This is a genomic window from Pseudomonas sp. TH37, assembly GCF_016650735.1.
GTDB classification, from domain to species: Bacteria; Pseudomonadota; Gammaproteobacteria; order Pseudomonadales; family Pseudomonadaceae; genus Aquipseudomonas; species Aquipseudomonas farris.
The window spans coordinates 31017-52899 of sequence record NZ_JAEKFD010000012.1; the positions used below are offsets into that span (position 1 = coordinate 31017).

At 60.7% G+C, this 21883-nt stretch carries 19 protein-coding genes, 1 tRNA gene and 2 pseudogenes; 13 read left to right on the top strand and 9 right to left on the bottom strand.

The features are described from left to right. Positions 1 to 7 precede the first annotated feature (7 nt). The 3 genes from JFU11_RS24650 to folD (JFU11_RS24660) all read left to right on the top strand — a co-directional run bounded on the left by JFU11_RS24650 (position 8) and on the right by folD (JFU11_RS24660) (position 5123). Positions 8 to 2350 carry an aminomethyltransferase family protein gene (locus tag JFU11_RS24650; protein WP_201062386.1) on the top strand — a complete coding sequence of 781 codons (2343 nt, stop codon included), beginning with the start codon at positions 8 to 10 and terminating at the stop codon, positions 2348 to 2350. Between the two features lie 75 nt (positions 2351 to 2425). Further along, positions 2426 to 4105, top strand: coding sequence for an APC family permease (locus JFU11_RS24655; RefSeq protein ID WP_201062387.1), 1680 nt, complete (start codon positions 2426 to 2428; stop codon positions 4103 to 4105). A 94-nt stretch (positions 4106 to 4199) separates the two neighbouring features. Continuing rightward, positions 4200 to 5123: a bifunctional methylenetetrahydrofolate dehydrogenase/methenyltetrahydrofolate cyclohydrolase FolD gene (folD, locus tag JFU11_RS24660; protein WP_201121393.1), complete on the top strand. Its 924-nt coding sequence runs from the start codon at positions 4200 to 4202 to the stop codon at positions 5121 to 5123. Positions 5124 to 5176: 53 nt separating this feature from the next. Here folD (JFU11_RS24660) and JFU11_RS24665 read toward each other — a convergent pair whose 3' ends face one another. The 5 genes from JFU11_RS24665 to glnT form a co-directional block, all read right to left on the bottom strand. Then, a complete protein-coding gene (locus JFU11_RS24665; RefSeq protein ID WP_201062388.1) occupies positions 5177 to 6502 on the bottom strand; it encodes an ammonium transporter in 1326 nt (441 codons plus the stop codon). A gap of 228 nt (positions 6503 to 6730) precedes the next feature. Continuing rightward, on the bottom strand, positions 6731 to 8059 hold the full coding sequence (locus JFU11_RS24670) for an FMN-binding glutamate synthase family protein (protein ID WP_201062389.1): 1329 nt from the start codon (positions 8057 to 8059) through the stop codon (positions 6731 to 6733). Between the two features lie 15 nt (positions 8060 to 8074). Further along, positions 8075 to 8758 carry a protein glxC gene (locus tag JFU11_RS24675; protein ID WP_201062390.1) on the bottom strand — a complete coding sequence of 228 codons (684 nt, stop codon included), beginning with the start codon at positions 8756 to 8758 and terminating at the stop codon, positions 8075 to 8077. Positions 8759 to 8769: 11 nt separating this feature from the next. After that, positions 8770 to 9675 carry a glutamine amidotransferase family protein gene (locus JFU11_RS24680; RefSeq protein WP_201062391.1) on the bottom strand — a complete coding sequence of 302 codons (906 nt, stop codon included), beginning with the start codon at positions 9673 to 9675 and terminating at the stop codon, positions 8770 to 8772. A gap of 72 nt (positions 9676 to 9747) precedes the next feature. After that, entirely contained in the window at positions 9748 to 11082 is a 1335-nt protein-coding gene (gene glnT, locus JFU11_RS24685; RefSeq protein ID WP_201062392.1) for a type III glutamate--ammonia ligase, read from the bottom strand. Between the two features lie 283 nt (positions 11083 to 11365). Between glnT and JFU11_RS24690 the strand changes: the two genes are divergently transcribed. The 7 genes from JFU11_RS24690 to JFU11_RS24720 all read left to right on the top strand — a co-directional run bounded on the left by JFU11_RS24690 (position 11366) and on the right by JFU11_RS24720 (position 18992). Next, positions 11366 to 11965, top strand: a complete 600-nt coding sequence (locus JFU11_RS24690) for a helix-turn-helix domain-containing protein (RefSeq protein WP_003200568.1) — start codon at positions 11366 to 11368, stop codon at positions 11963 to 11965. 240 nt (positions 11966 to 12205) lie between these two features. Beyond that, entirely contained in the window at positions 12206 to 13072 is an 867-nt protein-coding gene (purU, locus tag JFU11_RS24695; protein ID WP_123366043.1) for a formyltetrahydrofolate deformylase, read from the top strand. Then, positions 13069 to 13974, top strand: coding sequence for a bifunctional methylenetetrahydrofolate dehydrogenase/methenyltetrahydrofolate cyclohydrolase FolD (folD, locus tag JFU11_RS24700; RefSeq protein WP_201062393.1), 906 nt, complete (start codon positions 13069 to 13071; stop codon positions 13972 to 13974). Before purU ends, folD (JFU11_RS24700) begins: the two co-directional genes overlap by 4 nt. Beyond that, the gene (locus JFU11_RS24705) at positions 13956 to 15197 is read left to right on the top strand and encodes an FAD-dependent oxidoreductase (RefSeq protein ID WP_201062394.1); all 1242 of its coding nucleotides are present in this window, start codon (positions 13956 to 13958) and stop codon (positions 15195 to 15197) included. Before folD (JFU11_RS24700) ends, JFU11_RS24705 begins: the two co-directional genes overlap by 19 nt. 13 nt (positions 15198 to 15210) lie before the next feature. Then, entirely contained in the window at positions 15211 to 15510 is a 300-nt protein-coding gene (locus JFU11_RS24710; protein WP_201062395.1) for a sarcosine oxidase subunit delta, read from the top strand. Then, positions 15507 to 18404 carry a 2Fe-2S iron-sulfur cluster-binding protein gene (locus tag JFU11_RS24715; RefSeq protein WP_201062396.1) on the top strand — a complete coding sequence of 966 codons (2898 nt, stop codon included), beginning with the start codon at positions 15507 to 15509 and terminating at the stop codon, positions 18402 to 18404. The genes JFU11_RS24710 and JFU11_RS24715 overlap by 4 nt, the downstream gene beginning before the upstream one ends. A 3-nt stretch (positions 18405 to 18407) precedes the next feature. Further along, positions 18408 to 18992 (top strand): sarcosine oxidase, encoded by a 585-nt coding sequence (locus JFU11_RS24720; protein ID WP_201062397.1) that lies wholly within the window; start codon positions 18408 to 18410, stop codon positions 18990 to 18992. A gap of 89 nt (positions 18993 to 19081) precedes the next feature. On the opposite strand, the pseudogene JFU11_RS24725 reads toward JFU11_RS24720, so the two are convergent. Continuing rightward, positions 19082 to 19312 (bottom strand): annotated as a pseudogene (locus JFU11_RS24725) (LysR substrate-binding domain-containing protein); the annotation flags it as partial. Positions 19313 to 19405: 93 nt separating this feature from the next. On the opposite strand from JFU11_RS24725, the pseudogene JFU11_RS28230 reads away from it, so the two are divergent. The 3 genes and pseudogenes from JFU11_RS28230 (at position 19406) to JFU11_RS24735 (ending at position 20446) form a co-directional block, all read left to right on the top strand. Continuing rightward, positions 19406 to 19593: pseudogene (locus JFU11_RS28230) on the top strand (hypothetical protein). A 203-nt stretch (positions 19594 to 19796) separates the two neighbouring features. Beyond that, positions 19797 to 20087, top strand: a complete 291-nt coding sequence (locus JFU11_RS24730; RefSeq protein ID WP_201062399.1) for a type II toxin-antitoxin system ParD family antitoxin — start codon at positions 19797 to 19799, stop codon at positions 20085 to 20087. A gap of 2 nt (positions 20088 to 20089) precedes the next feature. Beyond that, entirely contained in the window at positions 20090 to 20446 is a 357-nt protein-coding gene (locus JFU11_RS24735; RefSeq protein ID WP_092412263.1) for a type II toxin-antitoxin system RelE/ParE family toxin, read from the top strand. A 209-nt stretch (positions 20447 to 20655) separates the two neighbouring features. On the opposite strand, the gene JFU11_RS24740 is transcribed toward JFU11_RS24735, so the two are convergent. From JFU11_RS24740 to pgsA, 3 genes are all read right to left on the bottom strand, one after another. Next, entirely contained in the window at positions 20656 to 20955 is a 300-nt protein-coding gene (locus JFU11_RS24740) for an Arm DNA-binding domain-containing protein (RefSeq protein WP_092221613.1), read from the bottom strand. A 225-nt stretch (positions 20956 to 21180) separates the two neighbouring features. Then, a tRNA-Gly gene (locus JFU11_RS24745) sits at positions 21181 to 21256 on the bottom strand. Positions 21257 to 21318: 62 nt separating this feature from the next. Then, complete coding sequence (gene pgsA / locus JFU11_RS24750) at positions 21319 to 21879, bottom strand: CDP-diacylglycerol--glycerol-3-phosphate 3-phosphatidyltransferase (protein WP_052964322.1); 561 nt, start codon at positions 21877 to 21879, stop codon at positions 21319 to 21321. Between the last annotated feature and the right edge of the window lie 4 nt (positions 21880 to 21883).

Here is a 21883-nt window from a genome sequence, read left to right on the forward strand (position 1 = left end):
CCTCACCATGAACGCACCTCGTGTTTCCCGCCCGCGGGAGCCCAGTCTCTTTGCCCGGGCCCCGGCCCTGGAGCGCTATCGGGTGGCCGCCGGCGGCCTGACCCTTGTCGCGCTGCAGCCCGGCGACAGCCTGCAAGTGATCGACCTTGAAGGCCGGCAACCTTGCGAATTGCTGGCCGTGGATATGCTCGGTCGCAGCGCCCTGGCAGCCTGGGCACTGAGCGGTTCGACGGCCTGCGGGTTTATCGGCGCACGGCTCGCCGAACCGACTTTGCAGGCTCGGCGTATCAACCAGGCTTTGAGCCGACGCGGCATTGATCCGTACCACCTGCCCAACGCGGCTTCACTCTGGGACGAGGACAGCCCTGCCGACTTCAGTCGCCACTTTGTCGCCAGCGATGAACTGCTGGTGATCGTCGCTGCACCCGCCGGGCCAACGGCCGTCGACCGCCAGTATCGGCCCAGCGAACTGAGGTTGTGGATGACACGGGCCAATCCTTCGCCGCTGCTGCTCCCGGTGTTGCCCGAACCGTTGGGCGAGTTAATTGACGAATTCACCATTAGCGCCGGCACCGCCCACAGTTACACCGTCGGCAAAGGGCAGTACGTGCAGGTGCTGGACGTCGCCGGCCGCCAATGCTCGGATTTCGTCGCCTTCGATCGACGGGCACTGGATCGCGGTCTGGAGCTGGACCTGGACCAGACCGTGACCCGCACCCTGAACGGCAGCGCCTACCCGGCACCGGGACTGTTCTCAAAGTTTTTCGACCGGCAGATGCAACCGATGCTGGAGGTGGTGCGTGACACCGTCGGCCGCCACGACTCCTTCGCCCTGGCCTGCGCCGCGCGCTACTACGAGAGCCATGGCTACTTCGGGCACGACAACTGCAGCGACAACCTCAGCCGAGTGCTCGTGCCTCATGGGGTCAATGCCCGCAATGGCTGGCCGGCGATCAATTTATTTTTCAATACCGGGATCGACGCCCACCAGCAGATGACGCTGGACGAGCCCTGGTCGCGTCCCGGCGATTACGTGCTGCTGCGGGCCATGACCGATCTGCTGTGTGGCAGCACCTCATGCCCGGACGACATCGACCCGGCCAACGGCTGGAACCCGACCGATATCCATGTCCGCATCTACAGCGAAAAGGAGCGTTTTTCCATCGCCATGAGCACTCGAACCACGGCCGATGCCGACCCGACTCTTACCCGTGAGTCCGCGTTCCACTCACGCACCAGCGCCTTGACCGGCAGCTTTACCGATTACCGCAATTGGTGGTTGCCGCTGCGCTACGACGGCTATGGCGCAGTCGAGGAATACTTCGGTTGCCGCGAGCGCGTCGCGGTGATGGACCTGACCGCCTTGCGTAAATTCGAAATCATCGGCCCCGACGCGGAAGCCTTGTTGCAGTACTGCCTGACCCGGGATGTGCGGCGCCTGGCGGTCGGTCAAGTGGTGTACTCGGCGATGTGCCACGAGCACGGCGGCATGCTCGACGACGGCACCTTGCTGCGCCTGGGCCCCGACAATTTCCGCTGGATCTGCGGCGAAGACTACGCCGGAGTCTGGTTGCGCGAACAGGCGCAAAAGCTCGGCATGAAGGTCTGGGTCAAGTCCGCCAGCGAGCAGATTCACAACCTGGCCGTCCAGGGTCCAATGAGTCGTGAACTGCTCAAACAGATGGTCTGGACCCCACCGACCCAACCGAACCTCGAAACCCTGGGCTGGTTCCGGTTCCTGGTGGGCCGCCTGGACGGCTACGACGGCTGCCCGCTGATGATCTCGCGCACCGGCTACACCGGCGAGCTGGGCTACGAAGTCTGGTGCCAGCCTGAGGATGCCGAGCGGGTCTGGGACCGAATCTGGGCGCTGGGCCAACCCTTGGGCCTGGTGCCGTTGGGCCTGGAAGCGCTGGACATGCTGCGCATCGAAGCCGGGCTGATTTTTGCCGGTTACGAGTTCAGCGACCAGACCGATCCGTTCGAGGCGGGTATCGGCTTTTCTGTGCCGATGAAAAGCAAAACCGACGATTTCATCGGTCGCGATGCACTGTTGCGGCGCAGCGCCCACCCCGCTCACAAGCTGGTGGGCCTGCAACTGAGTGGCAACGAAGGCGCCCACCACGGTGACCCGGTGTACCGCGGCCGGGCCCAGGTCGGGGTCATCACCAGTGCCTGCCGTTCGCCGCTGCTGGCCAGCAATATCGCGCTGTGCCGGGTCGACGTGGCCTGCGCCGACGTCGGCACAGCGTTGGAGATCGGCAAAGTCGATGGCCTGCAGAAGCGCATCAGCGCCACGGTCACCGCAGCGATTTTCTACGACCCGGACAAGAGCCGGGTACGCAGTTGATCGATCACACGAGCCTGTGCGCCACCCGACTTTGACTGCCCCACTACCACTCTACTCAGACATGGGAATACGAAGATGGAAGCGACTACGTTCGAGGCCGTACCACAGGCCGCCAGCTCAGTGGGCAGCCTGCACCGCAAGATCGATTGGCGCGGGGCTTTCTGGGTCGCCAGTGGCGTGCCCGCCCTGGTGCTGTTCTCTATCGGCGCGATTGCCGCCACGGTAGGCAAACCGGCCTGGATCGTCTGGATCGTGTCGATCCTGTTCGGCTTCATCCAGGCCTTCACCTATGCCGAAATCGCCGGGCTGTTCCCACACAAATCCGGTGGCGCCTCGGTCTACGGTGCAGTCGCCTGGGTGCGCTACAGCAAGCTGATCGCACCGGTTTCGGTGTGGTGCAACTGGCTGGCCTGGTCCCCGGTGTTGTCCATTGGCTCGGGGCTTGCGGCCGGTTACATTCTCACCGCATTGTTCCCCGCTGATGCGCTGATCAATACCTGGCAACTGACCCTGCTTGACCTGGGCTGGGTCAAGAGCGGCCTTTCGCTACGGATCAATGCGACATTCGCCATCGGTCTGTTGATCCTGCTGACGGTGTTCGCCGTGCAGCATGGCGGCATTCTGCGCTCGGCGCGTCTGACTCTGGTGCTCGGCGTGACCTCGCTGATTCCTTTGTTGCTGGTGGGCGTGGTGCCGTTGTTCACCGGGGAAGCGGCCCAGGCCAACTTCCTGCCCCTGTACCCGCTGGCCCATGATGCGGCCGGGCAAGTGATCGACGGGCCTTGGGACATGTCCGGCTGGTCGTTGATGGCCGGCGGCCTGTTCATGGCCGCGTGGTCCACTTACGGCTTTGAAACCGCCGTGTGCTACACCCGGGAATTCAAGGACCCCAAGCGTGACACTTTCAAGGCGATCTTCTACGCCGGCCTGCTATGCATTCTGGTGTTCACCCTGGTGCCCCTGGCGTTCCAGGGCAGCCTCGGTCTCGGGCAGCTGGTGACTCCGGCGGTGCTCGATGCCAGCGGCGCGTTGGTCACACCGGCGGTCTACAACGGTCTGTTGTCACCCGCGATTTACAGCGGCATGGGCGTCGGCCAGGTGATGGCGGACAGTATCGGCGGCGGCAAACTGGTCGCCAACATCGTGCTGATCATGCTGGTCCTGGCCACCCTGCTGGCGATCATGACTTCGATGTCCGGCTCGTCGCGCACCTTGTACCAGGCGTCGGTGGATGGCTGGCTGCCGAAGTACCTGGGCCGCACCAATGAACATGGCGCTCCCACCGCCGCGATGTGGACCGACCTGTCTTTCAACCTGCTGCTGTTGCTGATGTCCGACTATGTCTTCGTGCTCGCCGCGTCCAACGTCAGCTACATCATCTTCAACTTCCTCAATCTCAATGCCGGCTGGATCCATCGCCTGGACCGTCCCGGCTGGATACGCCCGTACAAAGCCCCTACCGTGCTCCTGGCAGCCGGTGGCGTGCTGAGTTTCGTCAACCTGGCCTGCATGGGGCTGGGCGCCGATATCTGGGGCGCCGGTACGCTGGTGACCGGCCTGTTGCTGGCGTTGTTGATTCTTCCGGTGTTCTGCTACCGCCACTACGTGCAGGACAAGGGGCGCTTCCCTGAAGCAATGCTTAACGATCTCTACGTTCAGGCCGATGCCGGTCAGAAACGCGCTGGCTGGTTGCCTTACGTCACGCTGATCGCGGGTGTTCTTGTGGTGTACGGCTGCCATCAATTGGTAGCCTGAATACCCTTGCCTGCAGGTCTCTGAAGGATCATCGGGGCGACGACGCCTCGATGATCACTTCGCCACCCTATCAATCAAGACGACGGTGACTCTTTTGATCAGCACCACCCCTGCACTTGCCCGCGTTATCGACGGCAAAGCCATCTCTGCCCGGGTTCTCGACGAAGTTCGAGAAGAGGTTCTGGTCCTGGCCGGACAGCAGATTTACCCCGCCCTGGCCGTGCTGCTCGTCGGTGAAGACCCGGCCAGCGAGGTCTATGTGCGCAACAAGCTGCTGCGGGCCAAGGAAGTCGAGATCCGCTCCCTTGAATACCGTCTGCCGGAAACCGCCAGCCAGGCGCAAGTGCTGGAACTGATTGCGCAGCTGAATGCCGATTCCACGGTGAACGGCATCCTGGTGCAGCTGCCATTGCCGGCCCATATCGACGAAGGAGCGGTGATTCATGCCATTGATCCGATCAAGGACGTGGACGGCTTTCATCGGGAAAACGTCGGCGGTCTGGTGCACGGTAGCGAAGTCCTGACACCCTGCACACCCAGTGGCTGCATGCGTCTGCTGCACGAAACCTGCGGTGACTTGAGCGGCTTGCACGCGGTGGTCATCGGCCGCTCGAACATTGTCGGCAAACCCATGGCGACCTTGTTGTTGCAGGCCAACTGCTCGGTCAGCGTGGTGCACTCGCGCAGCGTCGATGCACCGGCGTTGTGCCGGTTGGCGGACATCGTGGTCGCGGCAGTGGGTCGTCCTGAGATGATCGACGCCAGCTGGCTCAAATCCGGGGCGGTGGTGATCGATGTCGGCATCAATCGCATTGCCAGTGAGTCCGGCAATCGGCTGGTAGGCGATGTCGATTACGCCAGTGCGCGCACCGTTGCCCGTGCGATCACGCCGGTACCGGGAGGCGTGGGGCCGATGACCATTGCGTATCTGCTGAAGAACACCCTGATCGCCAGTCAATTGCAGCGTGCCGCCGAGGCGCGCGAGCGAAAGTCGATCAGTGAAGCAGCGTTGAGCTGAGCACCACGAAAACGGCCCACTCGAAGGTGGGCCGTGTCGTTCAATAGTAACGGTCAGTGATTGTAGGCACTCTCGTTGTGTTCAGCCAGATCCAGCCCCATCTCCTCCACCGACTCGTCGGCACGCAAGCCGATCACCGCATTGATCACCTTGAGAATAATCCAGCTGATGACGAAGCAGTACACCGTCGTCAGCAACACGCCCTTGATCTGCGCCACGACCTGAGCGCCCATGCTCACGCCTTCCACCAACCCACCCAGGGACGGCACGCAGAACACGCCGGTCAACACCGCGCCGATCATTCCGCCGATGCCGTGCAAGCCAAACACGTCGAGGCTGTCGTCATACCCGAAGCGGCGTTTCAGCACCGTGACGCTCAAGTAGCAGAACACCCCGCACAGCAGACCGATAGCCAACGCGCCGCCGACGCCCACATACGCACACGCCGGAGTAATGCCAACCAAACCGGCCAAAGCACCGCTGGCCAGGCCCAAAGCACTCGGCTTGCCGACCTTGAACCACTCGGTGAACATCCAGCCGAGAATCCCCGCGCAAGCCCCCAGTTGGGTGTTGAGCATGACAATGCCCGAGGTGCCATTGAGACCGCCGCCGGAACCGATATTGAAGCCGAACCAGCCAACCCAGAGCATCGCCGCACCGGCCATGGTCAGGCTCAGGTTGTGGGCTGGCATAGGCGTATTCTGATAGCCCTTGCGCTTGCCGAGAATCAGGCACGCGGCCAAAGCGGCGACGCCGGCATTGATGTGCACGGCGGTGCCACCCGCGAAATCGAGTACACCCCAGTTATGCATCAAAGCGCCCGAACCACCCCAAACCATATGCGCCACCGGGGCGTACACCAAGGTAAACCACAGCGCCATGAACCACAGCGCCGCCGAGAACTTCATGCGCTCGGCGAATGCGCCGGCAATCAGCGCCGGGGTAATGATCGCGAAGGTCATCTGGAAGGTCACGAACACGCCTTCCGGGATGTCTCCGACCAGGCTCTCCGGGGTCATGCCGGCCAGAAAGGCCCGGCTCAAACCACCGACGAAACTGTTGAACGTCACCTGCCCCTCGACCATGCCGGTGCTGTCGACCACCATGCTGTAGCCATAGATCACCCACAGCACGCCGACCAGGCCGGCGATGCCGAAGCACTGGGTGAACAGCGAAAGCATGTTTTTTGCGCGGACCAGGCCGCCGTAGAACAAGGCGAGGCCCGGCAAACACATGAACAGTACCAGCACCGCGGCGGTGACCATCCAGGCGGTGCTGCCGGTGTTCAAGGTGGGGGCGTCGGCCGCCTGGGCGAGCGGCGCGAGTGCGCCGGCCGCCAATAAGACCAGAAGGGATTTGCCGAGAAGACGATTGACCATGTTCAAAGCTCCTGCAAAGGAATGGTAGATGTCTGGCAGCGAGCAAAGTGAATGTGCACGGGCCTCTTGAGAGACCTCTTGGTCGTTGAATGTACATGCCGCGGTCTTTCAGACCCGCTTATAACTGTGGCGAGCGAGCTTGCTCGCGCTCGAGTGCGTAGCACTCGCAAAGATTCTTGGGGCCGCTTCGCAGCCCAGCGCGAGCAAGCTCGCTCGCCACAGGGCTTGTCAGTAACCGGTACCGGAACCGGGAATCCAACTGGTTCCCGCCAGCGGCACTCGCGCCATGGCAGCCGACTCCACCGTCAGCGCCACCAAATCCTCGGGATCGAGGTTGTGCAGGTGCGACTTGCCGCAAGCCCGGGCCATGGTCTGGGCTTCCAGCACCAACACGCGCAAGTAGTTGGCCAGACGCCGACCACCTTCCACCGGGTCCAGGCGCTTGGACAGCTCCGGGTCCTGCGTGGTGATCCCGGCCGGGTCGCGGCCGTTCTGCCAGTCATCGTAGAAACCGGCGGCCGAGCCGATTTTCTTCAGTTCCTCGTCCAGGCGTGGATGGTTATCGCCCAAGGCAATCAGCGCGGCAGTCCCGATGGCCACCGCATCCGCACCCAGCGCCATCGCCTTGGCGACGTCGGCACCGTTGCGAATCCCTCCAGAAACAATCAGCTGAACCTTGCGATGCATGCCCATCTCCTGCAAAGCTTGTACCGCTTGCGGAATGGCCGACAAAATCGGGATCCCGACGTGTTCGATGAACACTTCCTGAGTCGCTGCGGTGCCGCCTTGCATGCCGTCGAGCACAATCACGTCAGCCCCGGCTTTTACCGCCAACTTGACGTCGTAGTAAGGCCGGCTGGCGCCGATCTTCACGTAGATCGGTTTTTCCCAATCGGTGATTTCCCGCAACTCGGCAATCTTGATCGCCAGGTCATCCGGGCCAGTCCAGTCAGGGTGACGGCAGGCGCTGCGCTGGTCGACACCGATCGGCAAGGTGCGCATACCAGCCACGCGTTCGGTGACTTTCATGCCCAGCAACATACCGCCGCCACCGGGTTTGGCGCCCTGCCCCAGGACGATTTCAATGGCGTCGGCCTTGCGCAGATCGTCCGGGTTCATGCCATAGCGGGACGGCAAATACTGATACACCAAATGCTGCGACTGGCCGCGTTCTTCCGGGGTCATGCCGCCGTCACCGGTGGTGGTGCTGGTGCCGGCGATGGTCGCGCCACGGCCCAGGGCTTCCTTGGCATTGGCCGACAAAGCACCGAAGCTCATGCCGGCGATGGTCACCGGAATCTTCAGGTGAATCGGCTTCTTGGCGAAGCGGTTGCCGAGGATTACATCGGTGCCGCACTTCTCCCGATAACCTTCCAGCGGGTAGCGCGAAACGCTGGCGCCGAGCAGCAGCAGGTCATCGAAATGCGGCAGTTTGCGTTTGGTGCCACCACCGCGAATATCGTAGATGCCGGTTTCCGCGGCACGCTGGATTTCCTGGATGGTCAGGCGGTCGAAGGTGGCTGACTCGCGCAGCACTGGAGGGGTTTTCTCACTCATGTTATGGCTCCTGGATCAGTACGCGGACGCGTTATCGACTTTGAAGTTGTACAACTGACGGGCCGAACCGTAGCGTTTGAAGTCAGCCGCCTTGTGCTCGAAACCGGCGCGGTCGAGCAGCCCTTGCAGCTCTTCCAGGTGCTCGGCGCGCATCTCTTTCTCGATGCAATCCGAGCCCAGGGACTCAACGGTCCCTTTCACGTAGATGTGGGTTTCATACAACGAATCGCCCAGCGCATCGCCGGCGTCGCCGCAGACCACCAGGCGACCGGCCTGCCCCATGAAGCAGCTCATGTGGCCGATGCTGCCACCGACAACGATGTCGATGCCCTTCATGGAAATCCCGCAACGCGCCCCAGCGTCGCCTTCAATCACCAGCAACCCGCCATGGGCCGTAGCACCGGCCGCCTGAGAGGCGCTGCCTTTGACCCGGACGTAGCCGGACATCATGTTCTCGGCGCAACCGACACCGACGTTGCCGTGGACGGTGATCGAGGCCTTTTGATTCATCCCCGCGCAGTAGTAACCGGCGTGACCCTGGATATCGATGGACACGGCTTCATTCACGCCAACGGCGAGGTTGTGCTTGCCGTTGGAGTGAGTGACTACCCACTCGCGGTCCTCAACGTTGTTGACCTGGTCGTGCAGCGCCTGATTGAGGTCACGCACGGTGGCAATGGAAAGATCGATGGTTTTCATGTGTGCGCTCCTTAAGCTGACTCGCGTTCCCAGATGTACATCGTCGCCGGTGCCGGCTCCCAGACCCTCGCGTGTTCGATCCCCGGCAGGCTCGACAGCGCCTGATATTCGGAAGCCATGGCGACGTAGTCGTCGGTCTCGGCGAGGATCGCCGGCTTGCAGGCGATCGGATCACGGATCACCGCAAAGCCGTTGCGGGTGCCGATGGCGAAGGTGAAGAAACCGTCGAGATCCTCCAGCGAATGATCCAGCGCTTCTTTCAGCGAGTCGCCTTGCTGCAGGCGCCAGGTCAGGTAGCCGGCGGCCACTTCGGTGTCGTTGTCGGTTTCGAAGTGGATGCCTTCACGTTTGAGTTCCTGGCGCAGGCGGAAGTGGTTGGACAGCGAGCCGTTGTGCACCAGGCACAGGTCGGCACCAGTGGAGAACGGGTGGCTGCCTTCCATGGTCACCGCGCTTTCAGTGGCCATGCGGGTGTGACCAATGATGTGGCTGCCCTTCATGCCGGCCAGGCCGAAGCGTTGGGAAATCTCCTGGGGCAAGCCCATGCCCTTGAGGATTTCGATGCTTTGCCCGGCGCTCATAATGCGCAGGCTCGGTGCCAGTTCCGCGAGGGCCAGACGCACCGGCGCCTCTGCGGCATGGATCTTGAGCACGGCGGCGCTGGCGTTCTGGAACCAGTCCAGCGAGCAGCCGAGGCGCCCTTCCAGTTCGCCCATCAGGGTTTTCCAGTCGAAGCCTTCGGTGGTCGCCTGCAAGGTCAGCTTGACCCAGCCGTCCGCCACTTCATCGCCGTAAATGGCGAAACCGGCACTGTCCGGGCCACGATCGGTCATGGCCTGCAACATCGGTTCAAAGAGCTTGCCGAGCTGGGATTCCAGCTGCGGGTTTTTCAGGTAAAGACCTACGATTCCACACATATCAAGTCTCCTTCGGAGGCAGTGAACACCCGACGCCGTGCCGGGTGCCCGAATGGTTGTCAAAGCACACAGTCAGAAAAATTCGGTGTAGCGCTGGATCTCCCAGTCGGAGACGTGGCGGCTGTATTCCACCCATTCCATACGCTTGAGCTTGATGAACTCGCCTACGATCTGCGGGCCCAGCACCTCGGCGAACAGCGGGTCGGCTTCCAGGGCGTCACAGGCTTCCTTGAGCGATTGCGGCAGGGTCTTGATGCCCCGCGCGGCGATCTGTTCGAGGCTCAGGCTGTAGAGGTTTTCATTACAGACGTGGTCGATTTCCAGCTGGCGATCGATGCCATCCAGGCCGGCAGCGATGATCGCGGCGCTGACCAGATAGGGGTTGCAACCGGCGTCCGGCAGACGGAATTCGAGGCGCCCGTAAGGCACCCGCACCATGGCCGAACGGTTGTTGGCGCCGAACGCAATGAAGGCTGGCGCCCAGGTCGCACCGGACAACGAATTGCCCACCACCAGACGCTTGTAGGAATTGACCGTCGGCGCGGCGAAGGCACACAGCGCCGGGCCATGGGCAAGCAGGCCCGCGGCGAAGTGATAGGCCAGTTTCGACAGGCCCATGCCGCTTGGGTCGCTAGCGTCATGGAACAGGTTTTTGTTCTCGGCGCTGCTGATCGACAGGTGAAAGTGCATGCCGTTGCCGGCGCGTTTCGGGTCAGGCTTGGGCATGAACGAACAGATCATGCCCAGGTCGTTCGCGATCTCGCCGGCAGCCATGCGGAAGAAGGTGAAGCGATCCGCCGAGGTCATGACGTCGCTGTAGGTGTAGTTGATCTCGAACTGGCCGTTGGCGTCCTCGTGGTCGATTTGATAGACCTCGAAATCCACTGCCTGCAGGGCTTCGGTCAGCCGCTCAAGGAAAACGCGGGAGCGCGACAAGCCTTTATAGTCGTAGCAAGGCTTATCGAGGTTGTCGCTGGGGTCGACCAATTGCAGCTTGCCCTGCTCGTCGCGCCGCATCAGGTTGAACTCGGGTTCCAAGCCGGTGTTGAGGGTCCAGCCCTTTTCTTCCAGGCGTTGCACTTGTTGCTGCAGCACATAACGGCTGTCATACGGATGCGGCTTGCCGTCGACGTGGCCGACGCACACCACCCGTCCGTAACCCGGCTGCCAGGGCACCGGGGTCAGGGTGGACAAGTCGCCGCGAGCCATGAAGTCCGGTCCGTGGGGCTCCATGCCCATGCCGCTGATCGCGAACCCGGCAAAACCCGCTCCTTCTTCAGCGACGGTCTTGAGCCCACAGATCGGCACCGACTTGGTCTTGGCCGCACCGTGAATATCCACAAACTGCGCAAGCACGTACTTGATCCCGTGCTTGTCGATGATGCGCTGGGTTTCTGCTGGCAACATTGCTCGTCACTCCTCGCGAAAGGCAAAACATTCTGGATTGGCCTTGACCATCTTTTTATTCCTAAAAAGAAAGTTAGTTTCCCTATAGGAATGCAAGTGCCTTGCCAGATTCGCGAGTGCAACAGTGATGCGCCGAGAAAAGCGCTTTTGTGCTGTATATATGGGAAAATTCTTTTCCCTGTGGGAATACTGCCCGGTGGACGCGCACCGAGCGCTGCAAACTTGCACTTTCCTAGTGCGAAACTAATATTACTGAACGGAAATTGTGCAGGATCTGATGACTATGTCGACCGAAACCGCCCCGCGCCTCAAGCTTGAGCAATATCTGGGATTGCAGATCAAGCGCCAGCGCCAGGCTCAGGATCTGAAATTGTCTGACGTGGCCAAGATTGCCGATATCAGTCAAGGCATGTTGAGCAAGATCGAAAACGCCCAGGTGTCCACCAGCCTAGATACCCTGAGCCGTCTGTGCGACGTGCTCGGCCTGCCACTGTCGAAGTTGTTCAGCGAATACGACCAGCAAGATGGCAGCGCGCTGCTGGTCAAGGCCGATCAGGGCATGGAAGTGGTGCGCCGCGGCACCGAGAAAGGTCATACGTACCATCTGCTCAACCACACCCGCGGGCCGAAGAAGAGCTTCGAGGCCTACATGGTCAGCATGGATGACGCGAGTGAGGAGTTTCCGACCTTCTCCCACCCTGGCACCGAATTCCTGCACCTGCTGGAAGGCGAGCTGATTTATCGTCACGGCAATCAGCTGTACCGCATGGAAGCGGGTGACAGCCTGACGTTCGAAGGCGAAATTCCCCACGGCCCCGAGCAACTGGTGCAAGTGCCGATCCGCCTGCTGTCGATAATGAATTACGGTAACGACAAAGAGTAACGCCCTCTCCACTCCCCCTTATGCCCTTAGCCTGAGGCCGACCGACGTCGGCCTTAGATGTTTCCTGCCAGTTAAAAAACTTTCACAAAAAATCTGGACGCGGCGCGACCATTCCCCTATAAAGCCAGCAACAGGAATAATTTATTCCCCACAAGAAAACGCGCTCATGGATGAGCCTGCTGTCCGCTGACACTTTTTTCGCTATGCGATGAGCTGCCGCCATCATCCCGAGGACGTGTCATGCAACACGAAAAAAACCATTTCATCATCAAGATCACCTGTCCCGCAGTGTCCGGCATCGTCGCTGCCGTCACCACCTACCTGGCGGACAACAGTTGCTACATCGGGGAGATGGCGCAATTCGACGACGACTTCAGCGGCCGTTTTTTCATGCGTGCGGTGTTCCGCTTCAACGACGGCCATCAGGGCGACATTCAACAGATCAAGGACGGCTTCGCCGACGTCGCCAAGGCGTTCGAGATGACCTGGGAATTGCACGACACCCGCGAGCCGATGCGTGTGCTGCTGATGGTCAGCAAGTTCGACCACTGCCTGACCGACCTGCTCTACCGCTACCACAAGGGCGAGATGGACATGACCATCACCGCCATCGTCTCCAACCACCTCGACCTGCGGCCCATGGCCGAACGCGAGGGCATTCGCTTCATCTACTTGCCGGTGACTAAGGAAACGAAGGCCCGGCAGGAAGCCGAGCTGATGAAGATCGTCGACGACACCGGCACCGAACTGGTGGTGTTGGCGCGCTACATGCAAATCCTCTCCGATGACCTGTGCAAGCAACTCTCGGGGCGGGCGATCAACATTCACCATTCGTTCTTGCCCGGCTTCAAAGGCGCCAAGCCTTATCACCAGGCCTACCAGCGTGGCGTGAAACTGATCGGCGCCACCGCCCATTACGTCACCAGCGACCTCGACGAGGGACCGATCATTGAGCAGGAAGTGCAGCGTGTCGATCACGTCTATCTGCCCGACGACCTGGTCGCCACCGGCCGTGACACCGAAACCGTGGCCCTGTCCAAGGCGGTCAAATACCACCTGGAGCACCGGGTTTTCCTCAACCAGGACAGAACGGTGATCTTCCGGTGAACGCGCACAAACTGATCGACGGCAAAGCCACCGCCGCCCGCGTCCTGGTGCAGGTCCGAGAGGACGTGGAGCACCTGCGCGAGCAAGACATTCAACCGGCACTGGCGGTGATCCTGGTGGGGAGCGACCCGGCCAGCCAGGTCTACGTGCGCAACAAGATCCTGCGCGCCGAAGAGGTGGGTATCCGCTCGCTGGAACATCGGCTGTCCACGGACACCAGCACTGAACAGTTACTCATCTTGATCGCCCGACTGAATGCCGATCGCTCGATCCACGGCATTCTTCTGCAGCTGCCGCTGCCTTCGCATATCGATGAATTACGGGCACTGGAGGCTATCGCACCGGACAAGGACGTAGATGGGTTCCACAGTCAGAACGTCGGCGGCCTCAGCCAGGGTCGCACGGTACTCGCGCCCTGCACCCCCAGTGGTTGTTTGTATTTGCTGGAACAAACCTGCGGCGATCTGCGCGGCAAGCATGCGGTGGTGATCGGCCGCTCGAATATCGTCGGCAAACCCATGGCAGCGTTGTTGCTGCAGGCCGACTGCTCGGTGACCGTCCTGCATTCGCGCAGCCCGGATCCGCAGGCCCTGTGCCGGCAGGCAGACATCGTCATCGCCGCCGTGGGTCGCCCAAGACTGATCGACGCCAGTTGGCTCAAGCCTGGCGCAGTGGTGATAGACGTCGGCATCAACCGCATCGAAGACGATGGCCGCAGCCGGCTGGTGGGCGACGTCAACTTCGACAGCGCCCTGCCCCACGTCGCGGCGATCACCCCGGTACCGGGTGGTGTCGGGCCGATGACCATCGCCTTTCTGATGAAGAACACCGTGACCGCAGCCCTTGCGCAACACCAGGCTCAACGCAGCCAATCGGAGGCCCTATGCCATTCAATCTATTGAAATACGGGCTGAGTTCGGAGTACCCGGTGGAAGTGGATTTGCCGCCACCGAAGGAACTCAAATCGAGCTATGACGTAGTGATCATCGGTGCCGGCGGCCATGGCCTGGCCACCGCTTACTACCTGGCCAAGTACCACGGCATCACCAACATCGCGGTGCTGGAAAAGTCTTACCTGGGTGGCGGCAATACCGCGCGCAACACCGCGGTGATCCGTTCCAACTACCTGACCAGTGAAGGCGTACGTTTTTATGCCGAGTCGGTGCAGATGTTCCAGTCGCTGTCCAACGAATTCGATTTCAACATCATGTACTCCGAGCGTGGCCAGTTGACCCTGGCCCACACCGACGCCACGGTGCGTTCGTTCCGGCAGCGAGCCGAGGTCAACAAACACTTTGGTGGTCGTACCGAGATGATCGACCGCCAGCAGATCCGCGAACTGGTGCCCAGCCTCAACCTCGATCCCGGCCACTTGCCGGTGATCGCCGGGCTCTGGCACATCGACGGCGCCACCGCGCGCCACGACGCCGTGGCCTGGGGCTACGCCAAACAGGCGGCCAAGCGTGGTGTGGAAATCCATCAGCTCACCGAAGTCCAGGACTTGATCGTCGAGAACGGCGCCATCACCGCGGTCAAGACCAACCGCGGCACCATCAAGTGCGGTTGCGCGGTGCAGGCGATTGCCGGGCACAGTTCGTTGCTGATGGCCAAGGCCGGAATTCGTTCGCCGATCCAGACCTTCCCGTTGCAAGCGATGGTCACCCAGCCGTTCAAACCGTTTCTCGATCCGCTGGTGAGTTCCTCCGCCCTGCACTGTTACGTGCAGCAAACCAGTCGTGGCGAGGTGGTGTTTGGCGGCGGCTCCGATCCTTACCCATTGTTCAATACTCGTTCCACGCTCGATTTGAAGGAAAGCTTGCTGGCCCACGCCATCGAGATGTTCCCGTTCCTGGCCAACGCCAAGCTGATGCGCCAATGGGCCGGCATCACCGACATGACCCCGGACTACAGCCCGATCATGGGCCTGTCGCCGGTGAAGAATTACTACCTCGACGCCGGCTGGGGCACTTGGGGTTTCAAGGCCACGCCGATCTGCGGCAAGACCATGGCCGAGTTGGTCGCCAGCGGCGGCAAGGTGCCGGATCTGATCAAACCTTTCGGCCTCGAACGTTTCTCGACCTTCCAACAAGTCAACGAAATGGGCGCCACGGCGGCCAGTCACTGACGGAGAGCGGACTATGAAAATCATGAATTGCCCGCTCAACGGGCCGCGCAATATCAGCGAGTTCACTTATGGCGGCGAATTCAAGCCAATGCCTGACCCGGTCAGTTGCAGCGATGCCGAATGGGCCGACTACGTGTTCAACACCGACAACCTCGCCGGCGTGGTGCGCGAGTGGTGGATGCACACTCCATCCAGCTACTGGTTTCTGGCGGAGCGGCACACCGTAACCGACGAAATCCTGCGGACCTTCGATCCCAAAGAGCTGTTCACCGTCCGTGTCGACTTTAGCGCCGCCAAGGAGATCGCAGGATGAATCGCCTACCCGCCCCCATGGGCTTGCTGATCAACCGTGATCAACCACTGGATTTCAGCTTCGACGGCCAGCGCTACCAAGGCTTGCAAGGCGACAGTATCGCCAGCGCCCTGCTGGCCAACGGGCGTTACCTGATCTCCCGTTCGTTCAAATACCATCGCCCGCGTGGCCCGCTGACCATGGCCGGCCAGGACGCCAACAGCCTGGTGCAACTGCCCGAAGAACCGAACGTACTGGCCGATGCCCACACCTTGTCCGCCGGGTTGCAGGTGACGGCGCAGAACGTCAACGGCTCATTGGACAATGATCGTGACGCCTACCTGGGCAAGTTCTCCAAATTCATGCCGGTGGGTTTCTACTACCGTTCTTTCTACAAGCCCAAAGGCATGTGGAAAGTCTGGGAACCGATCATTCGCAAGAAGGCCGGCCTCGGTGTGCTCGACCTGAAGTTCCAGCCTGAGTACTACGACAAGGCCTACCTTTTCACCGACCTGGCAGTCATCGGCGCGGGTCCCGCCGGGCTCCATGCGGCGCTGACGGCAGGCAACGCGGGGGCGAAGGTGTTGCTCATCGAGCAACAACCGGTTCTCGGCGGTTCGCTAACCTATGCCCGCTTCGATATCGAAGGCAACAGGGCTGAAAACCTACGCCGCGAACTGCTCGCGGCGGTAGAGCAACACGCCAATATCCAGATCCTGACCGAAGCCACTTGCAACGCCTGGTTCACCGACAACTACCTGCCGGTGATTCAGGGCAAACGAATGTACAAGGTCCGCGCCCGCCAGTGCCTGGTGTGCAGCGGGGCCTTCGATCAACCGGTGATCTTTCGCAACAACGACCTGCCGGGCGTGATGCTGACCAGCGCCGCGCAACGACTGATGAAACTGTATGCGGTCAAACCCGGTAAACGCGCCGTGGTGCTGACAGGCAACGATGACGGTTACCTCGCCGCGCTGGATCTGCATGACCAGGGCGTGGAGGTCGTCGCTGTGGTGGACCTGCGCCATGGTCCTTCGGACGAATCCTTGCTGCGCGCACTGGCGCAACGCAAGATCTACCATCAGAGCAACAGCACCGTCTATGAAGCCCTGCACGAGAAAGGCATGCGCCATATCAACGGCGTCGACGTGCGCAAGATCACCGCACAAGGCCAGGTCGCCAAGAGCGGGCAACACCTGGAGTGCGATTTACTGTGCATGTCCGCCGGTTACATGCCCGTCTATCAACTGCTGTGCCAGGCCGGCGGCAAACTGGCCTACGACGATCAGCGTGCCGAGTTCACTCTCAGCGGCCTGCCAAAGAATCTAAATGTCGCCGGCTCGGTCAACGGTCGTCACCAGCTGGATAACGTGATTGCCGATGGTGTGAATGCCGGTGCCGAAGCCGCCCTCGCGCTGGGTCTGACAGTCGGCACGCAACGCGCGCCATTCAGCGGTGAGGCTCGGGTCAACTTTAATTGGCCAATCTTCCCGCACCCCAAAGGCAAGGACTTCGTCGACTTCGACGAGGATTTGCAAGTAGCCGACATCGTCAACGCCACCCGCATCGGTTATCGCGACGTGCAACTGGTCAAGCGCTACTCCACCGTCGGCATGGGCCCGTCTCAGGGTCGTCACTCGGCGCTGCCGACCGCGCGGTTGGTGGCCTGGGCCACACAACGCAATATCAGTGAAACCGGCGTGACCACCGCGCGACCGCCGTTTGTTGCGGAGAAGCTGGCGCATGTTGCCGGGCGCGCGTTCGACCCGTACCGGCAAACGCCGATGCATGCCCGACACCTGCAAGCCGGGGCGAAGATGATGCCCGCCGGAATCTGGCAACGCCCGGCCTACTACGGCAACGCCAAGGATCGCGAACGCTGCATGCAAGCCGAAGCCTTGCACGTGCGCAACAAGGTCGGCCTCATCGACGTCTCGACCCTCGGCGGCCTGGACCTGCGCGGCCCGGACGCCGCCGAGCTGCTTAACCGGATGTACACCTTTGCCTTCCTCAAACAGCCGATCGGCCGTTCTCGCTATGCGCTGATGACCAATGAGCATGGTGTGGTGATCGACGACGGTGTCTGTGCGAGGTTTGCCGAGAACCATTTCTACGTCACCGCCACCACCAGCGGCGTCGACCGGATCTATCAGCAGATGCTCAAGTGGAATGCACAATGGCGCCTGGACGTGGACGTCGCCAACGTCACCGCAGCCATCTGCGCGGTCAACGTCGCCGGGCCAGACTCGCGCAAAGTGCTTGAGAAAGTCTGCAGTGATCTCGATCTGAGCGCCGAAGCCTTCCCTTATCTGGGCGTCCGTCAAGGCACCGTGGCCGGCATCAAGGCACGGCTGTTGCGAGTCGGTTTTGTCGGCGAGCTGGGTTATGAAATCCACGTCTCGGCACGTCATGGACTCAAGCTTTGGGATGCGCTGATTGAGGCTGGCAAAGTACACGACATCCGTCCCTTTGGCGTCGAAACCCAGCGCCTGCTGCGCCTGGAAAAAGGCCACGTGATCATCAGCCAGGACACCGACGGCATGACCCACCCGGCAGAAATCGACATGGGTTGGGCGGTCAGTCGCACCAAGCCGTTCTTCGTCGGCCGCCGCTCGGTGGACATCCTCGAAGCCCAGCCACTGAAACGCAAACTGGTGGGTTTCAGCCTGCCCAAAGGCAGCCTGCAACCGCTGGAAGGCCATCTGGTGCTTAACGGCCCGGACATCAGCGGCAACGTCACCTCCTGCGAGTATTCCGCCTCCCTGGGCAAGATCATCGGCCTGGCCTACGCCGGCATCGACCAGAGTGCGCCGGGCCAACAGATTCCGATCCGCGTCGAGGGCGGGATCGTGGTTCAGGCCACAGTCGTGCAATTACCCTTCTTCGATCCTGAAAACCAACGGCAGGAGCTTTAAGTCATGTCCAGTCTGAATCCACAAGAGATGATCAGACCACGCCCGGTTGCCCACACGCAAACCTGCACGCTGGTGGATCTGACCGACCTGCCCCGGGTCGGTTTTCGCGGAACACAAACCGCCGATTACCTGAAGGCACGCGGCTTCGTACTGCCGGACGCCCCCAATCGGGCCACCGTCCAGACTGACGGTAGTCAGGTGGCACGTCTGTCGCAAACCGAATACCTGCTGCTGGGGAGCCCCGACGATCAAGGCGAACGGATCGCCGATGAAGAAGCACGCTGGGAACTCGACCACCGAGCCAACTACCTGCTGCCACGTCAGGACAGCCATGCCTGCTTCTTGCTGAGCGGTAGCTCCGTTGCTCAGGTCATGGCCAAGCTGTGCGGCGTCGACCTGAGCCGGCAAGCCTTCAGCCCGGGTGCGGTGGCGCAAACGTCGGCGGCGCGGATCAACGTGATCATCATCTACTCTGGAATCGTTGACACCCCTGCATTCCACATTCTCTGCGACCGAGCATCACGGGCCTACTTCCATTGCGCCATGCTCGATGCCCTGGAGGAATTCGGGGAGGCTCAACCAGACTGAACGCAACATCGGCTTGTACCTTGGGGCCGGGCTCCCACACCGTGATAGGGGAGCCCGCGCCACATACCACCCCGCTGACCGAGTCGCCTTTACCGCAACCGCTTCTGCAAGAACTCAATGAAGCGTTGTGTCTTCGCGGGCAGCAGACGTGTTTCAGTGATGGCATAGGCGCTCATCGGTACCCCATGCCATTGGGGCATGATGGGACAAAGTCGGCCACTGGCCAGCTCATCTGCAACGATTTCCTTTGGTATCAGGACAATGCCCTGGTCAAGGGTTGCCAAACGCCGAATCAAGCCGACACTGTTGAGTATGAAGCGCCACGACTGCGCTGAAATTAAACTCGCAGATTAAGCCGCTTCTCGGACTTTGAGATTCTGTAGAGTTCTCGACCATCGAAGGAAAGGAATCCATTGATCGCAATTCGGTACCAAAACCAGCTCGCCTTAGAGGCGGCCGTGATGGAGCTGACTTTAAGAGTTGAGAGCCAAGGCGCGACGGATACTGGCGACAATATCCGCGGCGCGCTTCACACGATCGATGAGAACACCGGCACATCAAACAGGACCTGGCCAAGCTGAGGGCCCAAGTCCCCCACTGATCAACGCGACTCCGATACCCGACTGCAACACCCTTTTGGGCATTTGCAAATGCACTCCAGAGCCAGCACGTGCTGTTCAGCGCGGCGGATAAGCCCGTACAACCCAGTCGTCAGATACAGCTCTCGAACGATGTGTTCGCGGGCAAAATGGCATAATATGCCAATGATCGAAAGAACCTGCTTGCCCAGAGCTGGAGTTAATTATGGCGACGCGAAACGTTGTGCTCACCCCTCACCAGGAACAGGTTATCCATGACCTGGTTCAGTCCGGCCGTTATCAGAATGCCAGCGAAGTGATGCGAGAAGGTTTGCGGCTATTGGAGCAACGCGTCGCCGAAGACACCGCCAAAATTGAGGCCCTGCGTCAGGCGACCTCGATCGGCATCATGGACCTTGAGCACGGGCGCTTCACGCAGTTGAACGAAGGGGATCTGGAGCACTACCTCGAGGGGTTGAGCCTGGAGGCCACCCTCCCCGCGAGGGAAAAACACTGAGCATGCCGCAGTATCGGATTTCCAACGCGGCGCGCGCCGACATTGTCGACATCCTCAGGCTCTCCCAGACGCAATTCGGCGATCAAGCACGCCAGCGCTACCAGGCGCTGATCCTCGCGGCGCTGCAAGCGATTGCCGACACGCCTTATCGCATTGGCAGCCACGACCGTGATGAGCTTGCACCGGGCCTTCGCAGCTATCACCTCATCTATTCACGCCAGCAGGCAAAACAACCCCATGGAACGGTGAAAAGCCCGCGTCATATCGTGTTCTATCGTGTGGCAAACGACGACGTGATCGAGGTCGTCCGGCTCCTTCATGACGCCATGGAAGTGCAGTTGCACTTGCCTAATGACTGATCACCGACCTGACCCAAAGGCTTAACTGGCCATGAACAGCGAAGGTAAGGCGCCCCCCTCTACCTCGCAACCTGAGCACCCTCGCTGCCAGCCGACTCGGCGGCCAATGGAAGCGCGAGGTTCTGGGTCCGACCGGACTAATCGAGACCCACGACCAGAAACACGATGCTCAACTTTGCGTACCACTTTCAACGCTGAACAACCGCTTCTTAGGCGTTTTCCGCGGCCAGGCGCCTGGCATTACGCTCCAGCTGCCGATGGACACGCGGATCGATGCCCCTGGCGACCAGTGCCCTCGCTACATCACGTAGAGCGCGAGCATCTCGTAGGCTAATTTCAGGATAGGTACCGAGAGAAATACGGGGTTGCTTATCCGCCCAGGAAAAGCGGAAGTGCCAGCACTTGGCGCCTTTTGTATTCACGAAAAGGGCGAGGCCGTTGTAGTCAGGGAGGGTGTAGTCCTTGGCACGGGGTTTGGCGTGCCGGACTGCCGTATTGGTGAGAGCCATCGTACAATCTCCGTCTCGTTTGAATAGAGGAAATTTGTACGGTTTCCAGAGAGGCGAGTCCCACGAAAAAGTGATCTACCAAGCGCCGGATTAATGTACTAAAAAATGTACTAAGAAAACGTGGCTGCTAGTGTTTTCGAGTGGAATTTACTGGAACGAAGAAAGAGGCCGAAGCCTCTTTTTTCAGTTTCTGCAGACTTCAATAGAAGCCTGTAGAACAATAATTGGAGCGGGAAACGAGACTCGAACTCGCGACCCCGACCTTGGCAAGGTCGTGCTCTACCAACTGAGCTATTCCCGCGTCTTGGTGATGCGCATTCTATAGAATCCACATCCCCCGTCAACCCCTTGATTCAAAAAAGTTTATTTCTTTTCCACGTCCGTCTTCAGATGTGGCCAGGCAGCCCGCAAGTATTGGACCATGGACCACAACGTCAGGCCAGCAGACACCAGCAGCAAGGCGTAACCCATCAGGACCCAGAAGGTGAAGTCCGAAGGGTTGGCCAGCAGGATCACCAGCGCCAGCATTTGCGCGGCGGTTTTCCATTTGCCCAGGTTCGACACCGCTACATGGGCACGGGCACCGAGTTCGGCCATCCACTCGCGCAGTGCCGAGACGACAATTTCGCGACCGATGATAACGGCGGCCGGTAGCGTGAGCCACAGGTTGCCATGCTCTTGCACCAGCAGTACCAGGGCAACGGCGACCATCAGCTTGTCTGCAACAGGATCGAGGAAGGCCCCGAACGGTGTGCTTTGTTCCAGACGACGGGCCAGATACCCGTCGAGCCAGTCGGTCGCGGCGGCAAATGCGAAGACCGAGGCGGACGCCAAATAGCTCCAGTGGTAAGGCAAATAAAACAGCAAAATAAAGATCGGGATGAGCAGGACGCGTAGAACGGTAATCAGATTAGGGATATTCATCGGC